Annotated in this window: 17 protein-coding genes; 1 reads left to right on the top strand and 16 read right to left on the bottom strand. The window is 55.3% G+C overall.

Annotation, left to right across the window (positions count from 1 at the left end; genetic code table 11):
* Positions 1–54: 54 nt before the first annotated feature.
* The 16 genes from fliE to HNQ38_RS04705 all read right to left on the bottom strand — a co-directional run bounded on the left by fliE (position 55) and on the right by HNQ38_RS04705 (position 15,419).
* Positions 55–501, bottom strand: a complete 447-nt coding sequence (fliE, locus tag HNQ38_RS14435) for a flagellar hook-basal body complex protein FliE (RefSeq protein ID WP_183718262.1) — start codon at positions 499–501, stop codon at positions 55–57.
* Between the two features lie 62 nt (positions 502–563).
* Entirely contained in the window at positions 564–1,001 is a 438-nt protein-coding gene (gene flgC, locus HNQ38_RS04775; RefSeq protein WP_183718261.1) for a flagellar basal body rod protein FlgC, read from the bottom strand.
* Between the two features lie 122 nt (positions 1,002–1,123).
* A complete protein-coding gene (gene flgB, locus HNQ38_RS04770) occupies positions 1,124–1,537 on the bottom strand; it encodes a flagellar basal body rod protein FlgB (protein WP_183718260.1) in 414 nt (137 codons plus the stop codon).
* A 198-nt stretch (positions 1,538–1,735) separates the two neighbouring features.
* A complete protein-coding gene (locus HNQ38_RS04765) occupies positions 1,736–2,266 on the bottom strand; it encodes a 3'-5' exonuclease (protein WP_183718259.1) in 531 nt (176 codons plus the stop codon).
* A 2-nt stretch (positions 2,267–2,268) separates the two neighbouring features.
* On the bottom strand, positions 2,269–2,697 hold the full coding sequence (locus HNQ38_RS04760) for a hypothetical protein (protein ID WP_183718258.1): 429 nt from the start codon (positions 2,695–2,697) through the stop codon (positions 2,269–2,271).
* Positions 2,698–2,711: 14 nt separating this feature from the next.
* The gene (locus HNQ38_RS04755; protein ID WP_183718257.1) at positions 2,712–3,197 is read right to left on the bottom strand and encodes a thermonuclease family protein; all 486 of its coding nucleotides are present in this window, start codon (positions 3,195–3,197) and stop codon (positions 2,712–2,714) included.
* Between the two features lie 182 nt (positions 3,198–3,379).
* Complete coding sequence (feoB, locus tag HNQ38_RS04750) at positions 3,380–5,623, bottom strand: ferrous iron transport protein B (RefSeq protein WP_246387984.1); 2,244 nt, start codon at positions 5,621–5,623, stop codon at positions 3,380–3,382.
* A gap of 439 nt (positions 5,624–6,062) precedes the next feature.
* Positions 6,063–6,338 (bottom strand): DUF2325 domain-containing protein, encoded by a 276-nt coding sequence (locus tag HNQ38_RS04745; protein WP_183718256.1) that lies wholly within the window; start codon positions 6,336–6,338, stop codon positions 6,063–6,065.
* Positions 6,339–6,643: 305 nt separating this feature from the next.
* Positions 6,644–7,411 carry a tryptophan synthase subunit alpha gene (trpA, locus tag HNQ38_RS04740; RefSeq protein ID WP_183718255.1) on the bottom strand — a complete coding sequence of 256 codons (768 nt, stop codon included), beginning with the start codon at positions 7,409–7,411 and terminating at the stop codon, positions 6,644–6,646.
* A gap of 2 nt (positions 7,412–7,413) precedes the next feature.
* The gene (gene trpB / locus HNQ38_RS04735) at positions 7,414–8,604 is read right to left on the bottom strand and encodes a tryptophan synthase subunit beta (RefSeq protein ID WP_183718254.1); all 1,191 of its coding nucleotides are present in this window, start codon (positions 8,602–8,604) and stop codon (positions 7,414–7,416) included.
* On the bottom strand, positions 8,601–9,236 hold the full coding sequence (locus HNQ38_RS04730; protein ID WP_183718253.1) for a phosphoribosylanthranilate isomerase: 636 nt from the start codon (positions 9,234–9,236) through the stop codon (positions 8,601–8,603). Before HNQ38_RS04730 ends, trpB begins: the two co-directional genes overlap by 4 nt.
* Positions 9,226–10,116, bottom strand: coding sequence for an indole-3-glycerol-phosphate synthase (locus HNQ38_RS04725; RefSeq protein WP_183718252.1), 891 nt, complete (start codon positions 10,114–10,116; stop codon positions 9,226–9,228). Before HNQ38_RS04725 ends, HNQ38_RS04730 begins: the two co-directional genes overlap by 11 nt.
* A complete protein-coding gene (gene trpD / locus HNQ38_RS04720; protein ID WP_183718251.1) occupies positions 10,106–11,698 on the bottom strand; it encodes an anthranilate phosphoribosyltransferase in 1,593 nt (530 codons plus the stop codon). Before trpD ends, HNQ38_RS04725 begins: the two co-directional genes overlap by 11 nt.
* The gene (locus HNQ38_RS04715; protein WP_183718250.1) at positions 11,679–13,136 is read right to left on the bottom strand and encodes an anthranilate synthase component I family protein; all 1,458 of its coding nucleotides are present in this window, start codon (positions 13,134–13,136) and stop codon (positions 11,679–11,681) included. The genes trpD and HNQ38_RS04715 overlap by 20 nt, the downstream gene beginning before the upstream one ends.
* A gap of 367 nt (positions 13,137–13,503) precedes the next feature.
* The gene (locus HNQ38_RS04710; RefSeq protein WP_183718249.1) at positions 13,504–14,343 is read right to left on the bottom strand and encodes a class I SAM-dependent methyltransferase; all 840 of its coding nucleotides are present in this window, start codon (positions 14,341–14,343) and stop codon (positions 13,504–13,506) included.
* Between the two features lie 89 nt (positions 14,344–14,432).
* The gene (locus tag HNQ38_RS04705) at positions 14,433–15,419 is read right to left on the bottom strand and encodes a M15 family metallopeptidase (RefSeq protein ID WP_183718248.1); all 987 of its coding nucleotides are present in this window, start codon (positions 15,417–15,419) and stop codon (positions 14,433–14,435) included.
* A gap of 59 nt (positions 15,420–15,478) precedes the next feature.
* Here HNQ38_RS04705 and HNQ38_RS04700 point away from each other — a divergent pair, with 59 nt between their 5' ends.
* On the top strand, positions 15,479–16,996 hold the full coding sequence (locus tag HNQ38_RS04700) for a MiaB/RimO family radical SAM methylthiotransferase (RefSeq protein ID WP_183718247.1): 1,518 nt from the start codon (positions 15,479–15,481) through the stop codon (positions 16,994–16,996).
* The last annotated feature ends 179 nt before the right edge of the window (positions 16,997–17,175 follow it).

The following is a 17,175-nucleotide window of genomic DNA, read 5'->3' as shown; positions in this document are numbered from 1 at the left end:
CCGCATGGAGAGAGGTCGTTCAGGAGCGTGATCAGAAGATGTGATGCGTTAAGGCTAAAACTGCATTTTTGAAATTTCTTTATAGGCTTCCAGCACCTTGCCGCGCACAGCGGTAGTAAGCTTCATAGCAAGACTGGATTTCTGCATGGTGATCATGAGTTCCTGCACATTCTGGGTGCGGCCAGAAGCGAACTCGTTGATGGCGTGGTCTTTCACGCTTTGCAGCTGATTGACTTTATTAAGAGAGTCTTTGAGCGTGCCCGTGAAGCTGCTTTCCGGCGTCACCGGGGTGGAGGCGGTGCCAGGAAACTGCATCTTGTCCACCTGAGCGCCGAAGTTTTCGCCAGTATCAACCTGGCTGCGTGCAAGGCTCTGGTCCAGCGTGCGGGAAAAAAGCGTTTGCCCGCTTACTGCCGAACCCTGCTGCAAACTGCCGGACACCTTGCTGAAATGCTGCATGGCTTCACTATACGCGCGCATGCCTGTTGCCTGAATGCTCATGGTATTCTCCTGACTCCGCTCACTGATTCCGCACGTTTTCGCGTACGAACATATTTTTATTGCTATTTGCCAATTTCAAGGGCTTTGACGTACATGCCCTTTACAGCGTCCACCGTCGTAACGTTGGCTTCAAAGTTACGCTGGGCCGTCATAAGATTGGCCATTTCTTCCACCACGTTGATGTCGGGATACATCACATAGCCTTCTGCGTTAGCGTCGGGGTTACCCGGCTCATACACGCGCTTGAAAGGACGGTTGTCCATTGTCACAGCCATAACGCGCACCCCTTGAACCGCACGGTCAAGCGCCGAACGCATATGCACGGAAAAGGGATCGTCCACGTCAGCCGTCTGCTGCACAACACTGCGCCTGCGGTAAGGGCCACCCAAAGGGGTTCGCGTGGTCTTGGCATTGGCCAAGTTCATCGAGATTGTATTGATGCGCGTACGGTCAGCCGCAAGGCCCGATGCGCTTATGTCAAATGCTGTCATGAAATCCATGACGTCCTCCTGATACTCGAAGATCCGTGAAGGCCACCTGCGCTGTTTTTGGGGTCAACAGTTACCTGTCACCTCCAGCAAAACAGCCGGTAATTCGCTGATCATTATCTGATCTGCGTTTCTTAAACCTGCTTGCCGTCTTGTATGACGGTATGCATGCCTTCAAAAGTCTTGGTCAGAATTTGGGCCAATGCGGTGAACTGTAACTGGTTCTTGGAATGCTTGGCCATTTCCTTATCAAGGTTCACGCGGTCTTCACCGTGAATAAGCCTGGGTTTGAAAGCCTCCGACCATTCAGGCCGGAAGGATTCAGGATCAAAGGCTGAAGGAATATGTTCCCCGTTGGTACGGCTCATCTGGCCTTCCATATCCTGCCCAAGGGCGGTCTGGAGTTCTTTTTCAAAACTCAGTTCACGCGGCTTGTAGTTGGGCGTGTCAATGTTGGCCAAGTTGCCCGCAATGACATTCTGCCGTTGAAGCTGCATGTTCATGACCGTGCCAACAAGGCCGACCTGGCTGCTGAACAAACTTTTCATGATGCCTCCTGCAGTCCGTATGGATTGCTGCCAAGTCAAAAGCAAAACCCATTCCAATATTTATTTATTTAATTAAAACATTATGTTAAAGTAAATTTTTTCATTCAAAAAAGTATCCGGCCTCAACGCCGCCACTTTATTGACGAGGTCAAGGCCGGATACGGCGCATACTTTTGGGGAACGAATTGTGCGATGAAGCTACAGACGCATCTGACTGTCAGTAACGCCCAATGCACGCAGGTGCAGATATATCTGGGCACAGGCAGAAGCATCTGAACCTGCATGGTGATGCTCAAGGCCTATGCCAAAATACTCGCAAACGTGATTGAGCTTCTTTGAAGGCAAGGGAAGGCTGCGCCGTGCGCCCTTCAAGGTACAGAGAAAGTGGCAGCGAGGGGCGTCGGTTCCGGCTTCACGGCAGCAGGCCTGCAATACGCGCCTGTCGAAAGAAGCGTTGTGCGCCAGCAGCGCATCAGCTCCGGTAATGAACGCTTCCATCTGCGGCCAGACTTCAATAAAGCTGGGAGCACTCTTTAACATGCTCCAGGTGAGCCCATGAATTTCTGTAAACATAACTCGCGAAGACGGCGGGCAGATAAGGCTGTAAAACTGGTCTACAACGCGCCCGTCTTCAATGCGGGCAAGGCCCACAGCGCAAGCGCTGTGGGCCGCATACCCGGAAGTTTCAAAATCTATGGCCACGCAGGGCGCGGCATGTGCAGTCTGCAAATTTACTCCACGTTCTTTTCGGCGTTACGCGCAGCTTCGGCCAGCCGGGCCATAATATAGTCACGCATACGGGCGTCATCTTCTTCAAGGTTAAAGCAGCGGGCGTCTTCGTCCATCAGGCCGCTGGGCACAAAATCGCCCTTGTCTTCGGCGTCCGTTACCATATTGTTGTAAAAGCAGACAGACAGCCAGCGGTTATCCGCTTCATCGTCAACCACATCCAGCAGTACAAAAAGCTCACGTCTGCTCTGAGCAACGTGCCGGGCGCGCAAAGAATAGCTCACGCCGGGGCGCGCCTTGAAGGTAAAACTCATACCGCTGTGCGCAGCCAGAAAATCCATATATGCCGTGAAGGCCGCTTTGGCGTTCTGAGGATCGGTTTTCCAACCATCAAGAAATTCCCTCAATTCCTGCGAACCAGTAACGTTCATATGTACTCCGTTTTTTATCTGCTCCACTGCCAGGGGGGTGTGCCAATTTTCAGGCCCCAGATCCCCCGCCTGTCCACAACAGCCTGATGTTCCTGTATCATCCAGCGGCGGCAAAAAATGGCCCGGCAGGTTTGTCGGTCTACCCAGGCCAACCCTTCGGCCACCAGCTGATAATTGACAGATGCGCCGCCAACCTGAATAAGCGCGCTTACGGTGCCAGATTCACTTTCACCTATCGGCTCTACCGTAACCTTGGTGCCGCGCGCCATAATCTCTGATAGGCGCTGACGGGCTTCCGGACCAAAAGGCTGGCTCAAGGTAGGCGCGTCGATACCATAAAAGCGCAACACGGTGTCAGCGTCTTCGCTGCCACGCGTTTTACTGACAGAAACGGTGTTGCCGTCCTCAACACTAATAACCCAGGCGTCCCAGGCAAAAGCCGGGGATATTCCCCAGAGAAGGCAAAGGATAAGGCAGAGGCCAAAAGTCCGAATCACCATACACACCCCAATGCACGACCTGAGTCTCAAAATAAACGCCTGACGCATAATGCCAATATCCATAAAACAATGCCCGTGCCGCAAGCCCTTTGTCAAGGCGCGGCACGGGCATGTACTAAAGCTCAAAGCTCTGTTTCGGGATTTGCTGCCGTCAGGCGGCAAGGCAAACCGAAGCCCTTATACTATCCCCATACAGATCGTCCAACCTGGTAGGCCACCATAGCGACCACATAGGCCACAGCGGTGTTGAAGACCATGCTGAAAATCAGCCAGCCCCAGCTGCCCGCCTCTTGCTTGATGACCACAAGAGCCACAAAGCAGGGAGAGTACATGAGCACGAACAGCATGAGCGAAAGTGCAGTAGCCTTTGACCAGTTGCTGTCGCTCTTCAGGCGTTCAGCCAGGGGAGCGGCGTCTTCAGGGTCCTGTTCGCCAATGGCGTAGGCAGTGCCCAGGGTGGACACGATGGCTTCCTTGGCGGCAACGCCAGCCAGCAGGGCGATATCCGTGCGCCAGTCAAAGCCCACAGGCTGTGTGGCGGGCTCAATGGCCTTGCCCAGACGGCCAGCAATGGAATACGCAAGCTCTTCTTCGCCCAGTTCGTCGCGCACGCTGGTCAGTTCTTCTTCAAGAGGACCACGCTCTTCAGCACCTTCAGGGAAAGCGGCAATCTGGGTTTCAAGCTGCTCAATCTTCTGTTCAAAAGGCGCGGCCATTTCTTCGGGCATCTTGGGGAAGGTCATGCCCGCCCAAATGATGATGGAAATAGCCACCAGAACGGTACCAGCCTTCTTGAGGTACATCCAGGCACGTTCCCAGCAATGCAGCAGCAGGCTGAACAGCGTGGGCAGGCGGTAGGGGGGCAGTTCCATTACGAAAGGAGTCGCTTCGCCCTTGACGATGGAAGAACGCAGCAAGCGCGCCACCAACAAGGCCATAACCCAGCCGACAAGCATGATAAGGAACATGACCGTGGGGGCATCATCAGGGAAGAAAGCGCCCGCCAGCATCAGAAAGACCGGAAGTTTCGCTCCGCAGGCCATATAGGGCAGCGTCAGCAAGGTAGCCAGTTTTTCTTTGGGGCTGCGCAGGGTGCGGGTGGCCATAGCGCCGGGGATGGCGCAGCCGCCAGCAATGCCGCCGGAAATGATGTAGGGCATGACCGAAGCGCCGTGCAGGCCGAAAAAGCGGAAAATACGGTCCATCATGTAGGCCACGCGGGCCATGTAGCCGCTGTCTTCCATAAAGGAAATCAGCACAAACATGATAAGGATCAGCGGCACAAAGCTGATTACGCCACCCACACCGGCAATGATGCCGTCAACAATCAGTGATTTGGCAAGGCCGTCAGGCAAAACATCGCCAAAAAATTCACCAAGCCAACCAAAGCCGTCTTCAACCCACCCCTGCGGATATGCGCCCACCTCAAATGTGACATAGAACATGAGGTAGAGCACGCCAATCATGATCAGCGGGCCAAACAGCGCGTTGGTGAGCACTTTGTCCAGCTTGTCGGAAAGGGCAAGACGGTCCTTGCCGGGATCTTGCTCAAAAATGCCGTCGCGCAGAATGCTGCGAATGTACCCGTAGCGGTGGTCTGTAATAAGCGATTCGAGGTTGGCGTTAAGCGTAGCGCGCGTGTGGTCAGCTATTTTTTTGCGCAGAGCTTCAAGTTCGTCCGTGGTTTTGGGATCGGCGGCGCGGGCTTCATGCAGCACCACATCGTCACCTTCAAGCAGCTTGAGGGCCACCCAGCTTGGCAGGTAACGGTCAGTCAGCAGGTTGGCTGCCACAATGCGCTTTTCAAGTTCAAGCAGGGTCTCATCAAGCTCTGCGCCGTAAGAAATGCGCATAGGCTCGCGCTTGCCCTTTTTGCTCAGCTCGACAGCGGCTTCCATAGCCTCCTTGAGGCCTTCACCCGTACGGGCAACCATCGGCAACACGGGAACGCCCAGCAAGGTGCCCAGACGATCCATATCGATATGCACGCCAGAAGCGCGCGCTTCATCCATCATGTTGCAGGAAAGCACCACGGGGGTGCCCATTTCGAGCATCTGTACGGTGAGCAACAGATTGCGCTCAAGGGCGGAGGCGTCCACCACGTTAATAACAGCCTGCACGTTGTCGCCGGCAAGTTCCTTGCGGGCCACAAGCTCTTCCTGTGAATACGCAGTCAGCGAGTAGGTGCCGGGCAGGTCCACCACGGTGACGTGCGTGCCGTTTACCGCGATATGTCCTTCTTTTCTGTCAACGGTAACGCCGGGGTAGTTGCCCACATGCTGCCGAGCGCCGGTGTAGCCGTTAAACACGGTAGTTTTACCGCAGTTGGGATTGCCAGCCAGGGCAATTCGCAGTGCCTGGCCGTGATGGCCGTGATGGCCGTGATGCCCGTGCGCGCCATTATTCGAATCTTTTATTTCACTCATGCAAGTGCCCTCCCACTCCACAATAGACGCAAAAAATTCCTTGCAGATCACTGACCATGATCATGCCGGAAAAATTGCTCATTCGCGCCTTCCTGGAGCTTCTGATTGTGACCGTTTTTGGACGGGCTTCACTAGCTGTCTTGCACATGCCCGCCACCGCCATTGAATGACGTTCGAATTCCCCCGAAAAGAAATGAAAATGAATTCCAAAGTCCTAGCGTGTTTATATGGTTGAAGCAAAAAAGTCAAGCCGCGCGAATGTAGTTTCTTCCTTAATGCGGTATCTCATCAACACATAAGATTTTTCTGACATAAATTTTTGAGGTTAAAATGCATTCGCCCGGTTGTGGAAGTTAACTTCCGCAACCGGGCGATTTACTGGAGCCATGTTGACTCTCCCTGTGGGGTGATTGTGACATCAAATTTTAGTCACCATTGCCTATGCGTCTCGCAGGCACTCCCGCAGGGATGATACGCCGCATGAATGCACCATTTGCAAGGGAATATTGCGCGAACGAGCCACGTGTACAGCCTTGCGCTTGGCCTCATGCGAAATTTTGTTGGTGAAAACAATCATGGCATCAGGGTTGCCGATTTTTTCAATGAAGTTACGTTCATTGCGGCTGATGCACTTGAGGGAATGCCCGTTTTCCTTGGCTGCGGCTATGTAATCTTTTTGCAACCTGTCCATGCCGCCTATAAGTGTTACGCACATACTCTGCTCCTTTTATGTGGGGCCCGCCAAAGCGGTAAGCGCCGTTATGGGTGAATCGCGTTGACCTGTTTGTAATTGAAATTCAATTTCAAAGTCAAGTACATTTGATCGCTTTTACCGCTTTTTTTAAAAAATATTTCTGTTAAAAGATTAACATACTGAGATAACAATAAAATAATATAAAAATTCAAGCTATAATCCCGCACCCGCAAAGCCGAATCCCCCACCTAAACGAAAGCTTTATAGCAACAAAAAAGCCCCCTCCAGCAATGGAGGGGGCAGAACTGCAAATTCGTGAACTGTGTTTACTTCCAGCGGGCCATAAACTCTTCAGCACTATGCCCTTCGTCAAGATGCTTAAGCAAAGCGCTACCAAAAACTACGGCATCAGGACGAGCATCAGCAGGCAATGCTTCCAGCTGCGCAGGTTCACGCAGCCCAAAGCCCAAGGCCAACGGTAGCTTGAAGACAGACCGTGCCCTGCGCATGGTTTCTGCCACCTGGGGAGCCACATTGCCCCTTTCCCCCGTGATGCCCATAACAGAAACCACATACACATATCCCTCGCCTTCTGCGGCATAAAGGGCCATGCGCTCGGCACTGGTGTTGGGGCCCACAAGAGGAATGAGCGCTATTCCTTCCTTTTTCAAAGCACTGCGCAAAGGCTCTGCTTCTTCATACGGCAAATCGGGAACGATAAACCCGTGAACGCCACCCTTGGCAGCGTCTTGGGCCAGTTTTTCATAGCCGTACTGCAAGAAGGGATTAAGGTAGCCCATAAGCACAACGCCAGACTGAATCAGACCTTTGCGCTGGATAAGGTCCATAAGGATGCCGCGCAAATTAACGCCATCACTCAGCGCCCGGCGCGAAGCGTCTTCAACAACAGGGCCATCGGCAACAGGATCAGAAAAAGGCACGCCGATTTCGATGATGTCCGCGCCGTTTTCATCCAGTTCCATCAGGGCAGGCCAAAAGCTTGTCTGATCGGGAAACCCCGCCGTAAGAAAGGGAATCAGAGCCGGACGGCCAGCAGCATTGGCCTTGCGAATCTTTTCTTCAAGCAGGTTCATGACTACACCTCGCCCTGCCCCGGAGCAAAGCCCAGAGCTTTATTGATGATGCCAAGGTCTTTGTCGCCCCGGCCCGAAAGATTGACCACAACCTGCTGACCCGGTTTGAATTCTTGCGGATGATCCAGCACCCAGGCCAGAGCATGCGAAGATTCCAGAGCAGGCAAAATGCCCTCGGTGCGGCACAAATGCTGGAATGCGGCCAGGGCGTTGGCGTCCTTGACCATGCCGTAATGAACGCGGCCCGTCTTGTGCAACCATGAGTGCTCGGGGCCAACGCCAGGATAATCAAGGCCAGCAGAGATGGAGTGTGAAGGCTCCACCTGGCCGTCGTTATTTTGCAAAAGCATGCTGTAGGCGCCGTGCAGCACGCCAGGTGTTCCCATATTGAGGGGAGCGGAGTTAAAACAACCGGTTTCACCGGTTCCTGCCGCTTCCACACCGATAATACGCACGCTTTCATCTTCAAGGAAGGGATGGAACATACCTATGGCGTTGGAGCCTCCGCCAACGCAAGCCACCACGGCGTCAGGCAGGTTTCCGGTTTTTTCCAGCATCTGGGCCCGGGTTTCACGGCCAATGACGCTCTGAAGTTCGCGCACAAGCAGTGGGAAAGGATGAGGGCCAGCTGCCGTGCCAAAGCAGTAATGCGTAGTTTCCTGACTGCCGATCCACGCGCGCAGGGCTTCGTTGATGGCATCCTTGAGGGTGCGGGTGCCGCTTTCCACAGAATGCACGGTAGCGCCCAGCAGCTTCATACGCATGACGTTGGGAGCCTGGCGCTCCACATCTTCAGCGCCCATATAGACAGTGCACTCCAACCCGAGACGGGCGGCAGCGGCAGCCGTGGCCACGCCGTGCTGGCCTGCTCCGGTTTCAGCCACAAGGGCGGTCTTGCCCATATATTTGGCAAGCAGGGCCTGACCAAGAGTATTATTCACCTTGTGCGCGCCCGTGTGCAGCAGGTCTTCACGCTTGAGCCAGAGATCAAAGCCGAGCTCACGCGAAAGCGTGGGGCAATGGGTCAGGGGAGTTTCACGCCCGGCGTAGTTGTGCAACAGATCCTGCAACTCGGCCTGAAAGGCCTCTGTAGGATAAATGTTGTGCATGGCCGCTTCCACTTCCATGAGGGGCGGCATAAGCAGCTCAGGCACAAAGCAGCCGCCAAACTCGCCAAAATAGCTGTTTTTCATGACAAATACCCATTGCCTTTCTGTTTTGCGGCAACTGCCAGGGCAGCTGCCAGCTTTTGCGTATTCTTTTGACCCGGCGCGTCTTCCACGCCGGAATTGAAATCCACTCCGTCAGGTGAGCAAAGGCTTACGGCCTGTCCTACATTATCCGCACTCAGGCCTCCTGCCAACAGCCAGGGGTGCGGGGCAGGCAGATGGCTCAAATCCTGCCAATCCAGCTTTGCACCGCTGCCGCCTCCGGTAGTTCCGGCATCAAGCAGGTAGCAGGCGCAGGCTCCCGCATGTTTTTGCAGTTCATTGTAAAGCAGCGCCCTGTGGCAGTATCGCCCTGGCCAGACCACCCGTATGACTCTTTGCACGCCCACAGCCTTGGCGCAGTCCAGATCCTGCTTTCCGTGCAATTGGGCCATATCCAGCCGTGCTTCGGCCATAATACGGCATATCTCTTCGGCATTCTGGTCTACAAACACACCCACGCGCAGCATTTTTCCGCTTTCAAGGGATGCCACATGGGCAGGAGTCACATACCGGGGGCTGCGCGCATGAAAGATAAAGCCGCACATGCCCGCCCCCAGCGAAGCCGCCATGTCCAGATCCTGCTGCCGGGTGAGACCGCAGACCTTAACGAGCATGACCGCCGACCTCCCCTGCCATTTCAGATGTTTCATGTTCAACGCGGCTATCGTTTGCAGCTTCGGCCAGCAGTCTGGCCAAAGCCCTCCCCGGCTCCGCGCCCTCCATAAGAGCGCTACCCACCAGGGCCGCATTAAAGCCCGCCTGCGCAACAGCCTGTAAATGTTCGCCCCGGTCAATGCCGCTGGCAGCAATCCACACTTCGCCCTTTTGGGGTGGACAGGCCCGGGCCAAGGCCAGGGCTGCTTCCCGATCTGTAACCAGTGTTTCCAGATCGCGGGCATTTACCTGGATGATACGCGCCCCGCTTTCCCGGGCCAAGCGCAAGTCTTCCTGGTCAAAAACCTCAACAACGGCGTGCATGCCGTGGCTTTCAGCCTGTTCCCGCAAGGAGCGCAGCACCGCGGCGTTCGGGGTCAGGCGCACGATAAGCAGAAGCGCCGACGCTGGAGTTGCCGCTGTGGCCGCTACCTGCAAGGAATCAAAGATGAAGTCCTTGCGCAGCAGGGGCGGGCGGGCCCCCGCATACAAGGCAGGGGCTGCCGCTCGCGCCAGATAGTCCAGGCAGCCGCGAAAGTGCGCCTCTTCCGTCAGGATGGAAAGGCAGTCGGCCCCCGCCGCCGCGTACTGACGCGCCACATCTTCAACCTCAAGACTTTCACAAATAGCGCCACGTGACGGCGAAGCCCTTTTATATTCGGCCACGACCGTGAGGGGTTGACCCTGAATGGTCACAGCGGAACCGGATTCTCCGCGCAGGGTCGCCAGAAAATCTGGCCGCGGCCCCTCTAGTGGAGCGGACATCCCGCCCCGGTCAGCCAGAAACCGCAGGGCGTCTACCTCGGCCTGTTTGGCCTTACGAAAACGCTCAAGCAGCATGCAGCACCTTCCTGCCAAAACCGCCGCTCACGGCTTCACGGGCACGCGCCATGCACAGCGCCATATCCATATTTTCTTCCAGCAAGTAGATAGCCAGACCCACATTGAGCGTAACCATATCCATCATGGCACGGGGGCCATTGCCGTCCAGAATATCCTTAAGCACAGCCACGGCCTCTTCCTTGCCGTTAACCGACAGGTCTTCCACACTGCAAGGCTCAATGCCGAATTCCGCAGGATCAAGAGTCATTGAGGTCACTGTGCCCGCGTGCAACAAGGCTATCTGGGCAACACCGATGGGGGTGATTTCGTCATAATTGCCCGCGCCGCAAACCACAGCGGCCCGATAAAGCGGCGACTGCAAGAGTGTTTCAGCCACAAGATCCACCAGTTCGGGACGGGCCACGCCCATGAGCAGATGGCTGGGGCGGGCCGGATTGATCATGGGGCCCAGAATGTTGAAGAGCGTACGCACGCCGAGTTCCTTGCGCACAGGGCCGATGTTGGCGAACGACGGATGAAAATGCGGCGCGAACAAAAAGGCGAAGTTACGCCTTTTGACCATTTCGGCCACTGAAGCCGGATTGTTGTCCAAAGCAATGCCCAGCGCTTCCAGAGCATCGGCGCTGCCGCACTTGGAAGAAACGGCACGTCCGCCATGCTTCACCACTCTGTAGCCCATACCCGCCAAAACAAGCGAGGTGGCTGTGGAACAGTTGAAGGAATTGCGTCCGTCACCCCCGGTGCCCACCACGTCGATGGTTGTGCCAGAGATTCCGTCCACACGCACGGCTCTGGCCAGCGCAGCTCGGGTGGCATGCGCCAGTTCCAGAGCGCTTTCACCCTTCATGCGCAGCCCCATGAGAAAGCTACCCGCCTGAGCCGGGCTCATTTTGCCGTCCATAAGCGCGGCAAACCCGGCAGCGGCCATTTCTGCACTGAGGTCTTCCCTGCGGGCCAGCCTGTCGAGAATGGTCGCAAAGTCACTGGCATCGCCGCCGGTTCCCATGATGGATTGCGGGAAGTTGCCCAGCAGGCGCAGCCCCTCGGGAGTAAGCACCGATTCAGGATGGAACTGCACGCCAACCCAGGGGCGGTCATTATAGCGCAGGGCCATAACTTCGCCTTCAGGAGCACGGGCTGTTACCGTAAAGCGGGGATTTTCGGCATCTTCGTCGGCCCGCACTATCAAAGAATGATAGCGCCCTACCCGCATGGGGTTGGGCAGGCCCGAGAACAGGCCCGTGCCGTCGTGCACGATCTCTGACTGTTTGCCATGCATGATGCAGGGCCCCACTTCAACCTTGGCACCCGCGTGCAAGCCGAGCAGCTGATGCCCCAAACATACGCCAAGCACGGGAATTCTGGGGTTCAGGCGCTTAAGGAACTCAGGACAATAACCCGCGTTGGCTGGATGCCCCGGCCCCGGCGAAATGCAAACCATAGCAAGTTCAGGGTTCACAGCCATATCCAGCACAGCCGGATCGTCATTGTGCAGCACCACAGGCTTGTGGCCCAGAGCGTAAAAAGCCTGCACAAGATTGTAGGTAAAGGAGTCGTAGTTATCTATGAGCAAAAACATATTCGTCTTCCTCCGCACGCAGGGCCAGGCGCATAATGGCTGATTTGTTGCACACTTCCTTCCATTCCATATCCGGGTCGGAATCGTGGACTATGCCCCCGCCCGCCTGCCAGAAGAGCCTGTTGTCGCGCAGCCACATGCTGCGGATGGTGATACCCATATCCAGATTTACGCTGTCCTTGTCCAGACCAAGCCAGCCTATGCAGCCCGCGTAGGGGCCACGGCTGCGTCCCTCAAGCTCGCGGATGATCTGCATGGCGCGAATTTTGGGCGCGCCGGAAACAGTGCCAGCCGGAAAGGTAGCAGCCAGCACATCCAGAGCGTCCAGCCCTGTGTCCAGACGGGCCGTGACCCGGCTTGTCAGGTGCATGACGTGGGAGTAGCGCTCCACTTCCATATAGCGTTCAAGATTTACCGTGCCGGGGCGGGCCACGCGGCCCAAGTCGTTACGGCCAAGATCCACCAGCATGACGTGCTCGGCGCGTTCCTTGGGGTCATCGCGAAGTTCCGCGGCCAGGCGTGAGTCTTCAAGATCATCGGCCCCACGCTTGCGCGTTCCTGCAATGGGTGAAAGTTGCAGGCAGCCCGCAGTGCAGCGCACCATCACTTCTGGCGAAGAACCAAAAAGCGTCAGCTCTGGAAAGGACATGTAGAACATGTACGGTGAAGCGTTAAAGCGGCGCATGCGCCTGTACAGCTCAAAAGGATTGCCCATAAAGGGGGTGGAGAACCGCACAGAGGGCACCACCTGAATGGCTTCGCCCTGACGCAGCATTGCCTTGATTTTGCCTACAAATTCCTTGTACCCCTCTTCGCCGGGTTCGGCGCAAACTCTGTCTGGATCAATGTCCGGCCCGGAACTCTTGGTTGAGGCACGCGGTTCCAGCGATTGGCGGGCGCTTTGCAAGGCACGGTGTTCGCCAAGGCTCACCTGACATAGGCGGTTGTATAGGTGGTCGAAAACCAGCACCGTGGCAGGCAGCATGAGTATGCAGTCAGCCTCATTTTCTGGCATGACAGCGGCGAGACTGGGATTGAACAAACCAGCCATGCCAAAGCCAAGGTAGCCATACAGGGCGCGGGTAATGGGCGGCAATCCGCCGAAATTTTCCGGCGGCACAACCTCAAGCGCAGCCATGAGATCCCGAAGCCCTTCAACAAAGGGACGGCCTTCAAAGGAGGACAGGGGGGCCAGCCTTTGATCCTTCATGTCCAGAACCAGCTTGCCCTCGCGGCAGAAGACAAAAAGGGCCGGGTCGCAGGCAAGAATGCTATAACGGCCCCAGCGGCCATCCACTTCTGCGCTTTCCAGCAGTATGCCGTTGCCCGTTCCCACCATGCCCATAAACAGGCTGATGGGGGTATCCATATCCGCTGGCAACCAACGAGCGGACTGGCGCAGCGTAAGCAAGTGCAACTTGTCACCGTTCTCTTTCATCTGCCGTATCCTTTGGGTTTTGAACATACAAAAAAGCGCCGCCTCCTGTGGGGAGACGGCGCCTGTATACAGCTATGCCAACGTACCGGAACTATTTAGCCCGCACGTCTCCCCTACGCAGTTGGATGCGCCACCACCAGCCCTGAAAGCTGCAAGAAATGGTGTTGGGGAATGCGTTCATTTGAATACCTTATTCCGTTACAATTTTTTAAGAAGCTACACAGCGCGCTACGAACTGTCAATGAAAATATTTAACCTTTATAATCATGCCAGCCACAAACAGGATAAGTACTGCCGCGCACCAAGCGGTATACGGGGTACATGATGACAACATGTTGCCCGTATGACAAACATTTCTACGTAAAAGCTACTCGGGCATGCGGGCAACCACTGCGAGTTCGCGCGGGGATGCTACCCACGGTTCGCCAGTGGCTACATCAAGAACATCCAAAACTTCAAATCCTGCTTCACAAATTTCTTCAGTAATCGTCTCTGGATCGAAATATTGCATCCAGTTAAAAATCTCAAAACGCCGGGCCGGCTCCACTATTAAGTAGTGGTCAAGACTTACTTTCTGCTCTGGATAGAGAATGGCGTTGCAAAAACCAAAATAGTCCTCGGCTGACCAAAACCCGTCCATCAGCTTTCGCGCAAAAGTGGTGCTTTCCTTCAAAGCTGCAAACTGCTGCGTTGTAAAAACATCGAAGACAAAAATTCCACCCGGTTTGAGCATTCGCCTGACCCTGCAATAAAGTCCCTTGCGCTGTTCGAGTGAAAGCGTGCAGAGATCACCATAGATCAAGCTGGCGCAGTCCTGCTTATCCGGCATTTTGTCCACAAGATAGTCTGCATTTAGATATCTGATGGGCAAATCATGCACAGAAGCATAGTTACGTGCATAATCAATCGAATTTGCAGAAAAATCTATTCCCGTAACATGGGCCTGCCGTTCTGCCATCTGAGCCGCATAGAGGCCGGGCCCACAGCCAAGGTCACATACGCATTTCCCGGCAAGACCAATTTTTTGGTCAATCCACGCCACAATACTACCAATGGTCTCTGCCCGGCGCGAGGCATGATCTGTTTCCGCGTTCAGATGGTTACGCAGCATCTGACCTGCTATATGTGGATCTGTCCAGATGATGTTTGTTGTATACCGGGAAAAAGGCTCTGGCTTTTCATGTAACATCTTTAATTCTTTGTACATACCAAGTTCATTCCTGTATCCGGAGCAATCGTTGTATTTTGGCTGTTGCAGCAATGTTGCACATTCCTCCAGACATACCACCGATGATTCTACTTCGCAGGAGAAGCCTTGTCGCGCATAACCCGGGCCTTGCAAATAAGTTCAGGGCGATACTCAAAGTGCATGATGTCGTATTCGTGCCACTTGCCGCCCCAGATAAACCCGGCCTGTTCCATAGCGCTGACAATCGCTGGAGGATAGCTGAACTGAAGAGGATGCGGGCGCAGCTTGCTCCAGCGCCAGTAAGGAGCAATGCGAGAACTCAAATCTATGGCAATGCCAAAAGCGTGCGGACTCAGGCGGGATTCCCCCGCAATGCGCCGCCACATGAAACCGCCGTCCATTTTAAGAAATTTCCGCAACTGGGGATCTTCACGTACAGCTTCAACCAATGCCGCGTCTGCCCCGGCCAGAGCCATGCCTGCAGCGGCTGATAACCGTAGGGGTTGCCCCGCAAGCCGTGTTGGCACAAGCTTCTTGTTCACCTGGGCTGGCGTGCCGCCATAAAGCGCGGCCAACAAATCATACGAGCGCTTCCGGCCCGGCGATACTCCGTAGGGAGTGTCAGGGCGTTCAGGTTCTAGGGGATACGGTTCAGCCATGCTGGCGCGAACGTCCACATCCCAGCCATCACCCTGATTCTGCCCATTGGCTGCACCATCTGCGGAAGAGTGCCGGGCGTACAACACGCGGCCCTTGTCGCCCACCAAAAGCCACAGGCCTTGCACATCAGAAACCAGACCAGTGATTTGCGGATACGAAGCTTTTAGACACTGCAAATCCACGCGAGTGTCCATATCATCGCTGTTTACGTCAACAAATTCTTCCATCTTTGGCGCGGGGCCGCTTGCGCAAAGCTCCCTGTTGCCGATACGGGGCACAGCAGCCTCAGACGCAGGATTATGCGCAGATGAAGAGGCGGAAAAAAGACCGGGACTGTCAGAATCTTCAACAGCGGCTGCCGCATATGAAGTGCCAACCAACATCAGGCCCAGGCACAAAAAATAGATAGAGAGTTGTTTTGCGATGCGTGTCATATCCGCAACCTACTCGCGCCCCGCTTGTCAAGGCAAGCGCTTTTGCGTACATCAGCGCCATGTCTATCTGGAAATTTCTTTTGGTTACATTCGGCTGCAAGGTCAATCAGTACGAAACTCAATCTTTGCGCGAGGCGTGGCAAAAGCTTGGCGGTGTGGAATGCTCCAGCCCTGCCGAAGCGGATGTCATTTGCGTCAACAGTTGCGCCATCACCTCCAAGGGTGAAAGAGACGCCCGCAATGCCGTCTTTCGTCTGCGTCGCGAAGCGCCGAAAGCCCGTCTTATTCTTACGGGCTGCGCGGCACGCCTGTTTGCCGATTACAAGCCCCGGCCTGGGGCGACGTGGGCGGCTCCTGACCTGCTGGTCGCGCAGGAGCACAAGGACACCCTGCTGCAAGGGCCGTGGGTTACCCCTTCTTTTGCGCTGCACAACCTGGCGCCAGACTCGGAACAGTCGGCAGAAAAAACTGCGGTAAAAAAGACTCAAGAAAAACTTCCCGAGGTTGAAAAATCAACCTCCACAGTTGCGCCCGAAGCCAGCGCGGCTGCTCAGCAGCAGGCATTCCCGCCATTTGCCATTTCTACCTTCAAGCGCGCCCGCCCTGTACTCAAAGTGCAAGACGGCTGTGCCCATCGGTGCACCTACTGTATCGTGCCCCTGACACGGGGGCGGCCCCACAGCCGCCCGGCAGAAGATATCATTGCTGAGGCCCGCCGCCTGCTTGAGGCCGGGCATGTTGAGATCATGATTTCCGGCATCAACCTCGGCCAGTACGGTCGCGGCAATGAGCACATGGGAGACTTCTGGAATCTGCTGCGCACGCTTGATGCGGCACTGGCCCCAGAGTTTGCCGGTCAGGCACGCTTTCGTATCAGCTCTCTTGAGCCGGGGCAGCTCAATGAGCGCGGGCTGGACATTATTCGTGGCTGTAGCCTGCTTTGCCCGCATTTGCATATTTCATTGCAGCACGGCAGCCAGAGCGTACTTAAACGTATGGGACGTGGGCATTACACCGCCGCCATGCTGGAAAAAGCCGTAACGTCACTTGCCGCCCATTGGCCAGTTATGGGCTTGGGCGCCGATATTATCGCCGGATTTCCTGGAGAAACCGAGGATGACGTGCAGGAACTGCTGGCGCTTATTGAACGCCTTCCCTTGAGCTATGCGCATGTTTTTCCCTACTCGCGCCGCCCGGGCACTGCTGCCGAACGTTTTGACCAGCAGGTGCCAAATCCGCTCAAGCTGGAACGTGCCGCCAGAATTCGCCAGGCAGTTGCACAGAAACAACGCGATTTTCTTGATGCGCAACTGTCGCTTCCCCACATGCTGCTGGCTGCGGATGTTTCGGGTATGGGGCACAACACTCCCCAACAACACCCTGTCAAACAGATCAAGGGCGTTAACGAATACTATGCGGCCTGCTTCATGAACAATCGCCCAAATTCGGAAAATGAAAGTTCGCTGCCCTCCCCGGCCTTGCAGGCCAACGCCGGGCTGTTGGCTGTGCGCCCAGTAGATGTGACCGACAAGGGCTTGCTTGTGGAAAAGCTGCCCGTTCGCAAGGGGCAGGACTAGGAGCAGACTGTAACCAAGCCCAGTAACGCGGGTAAGCACTTTCTGCTACAGACTGCAAAAACAGAAACAAGTTCTTTGGCAACTGAATGCTGCTGCATTGAAAAATGCCCCAGTGCAAGTCAACGGTCTTCTATTTATACAAAAACTCCCCGCAATGCGGGGAGTTTTTGTATCTCAAT

This window comes from Desulfovibrio intestinalis, from assembly GCF_014202345.1.
GTDB classification, from domain to species: Bacteria; Desulfobacterota; Desulfovibrionia; order Desulfovibrionales; family Desulfovibrionaceae; genus Desulfovibrio; species Desulfovibrio intestinalis.
Note: the sequence above shows the minus strand (reverse complement) of the source record. Positions and strands in the feature narration are given on the sequence as shown.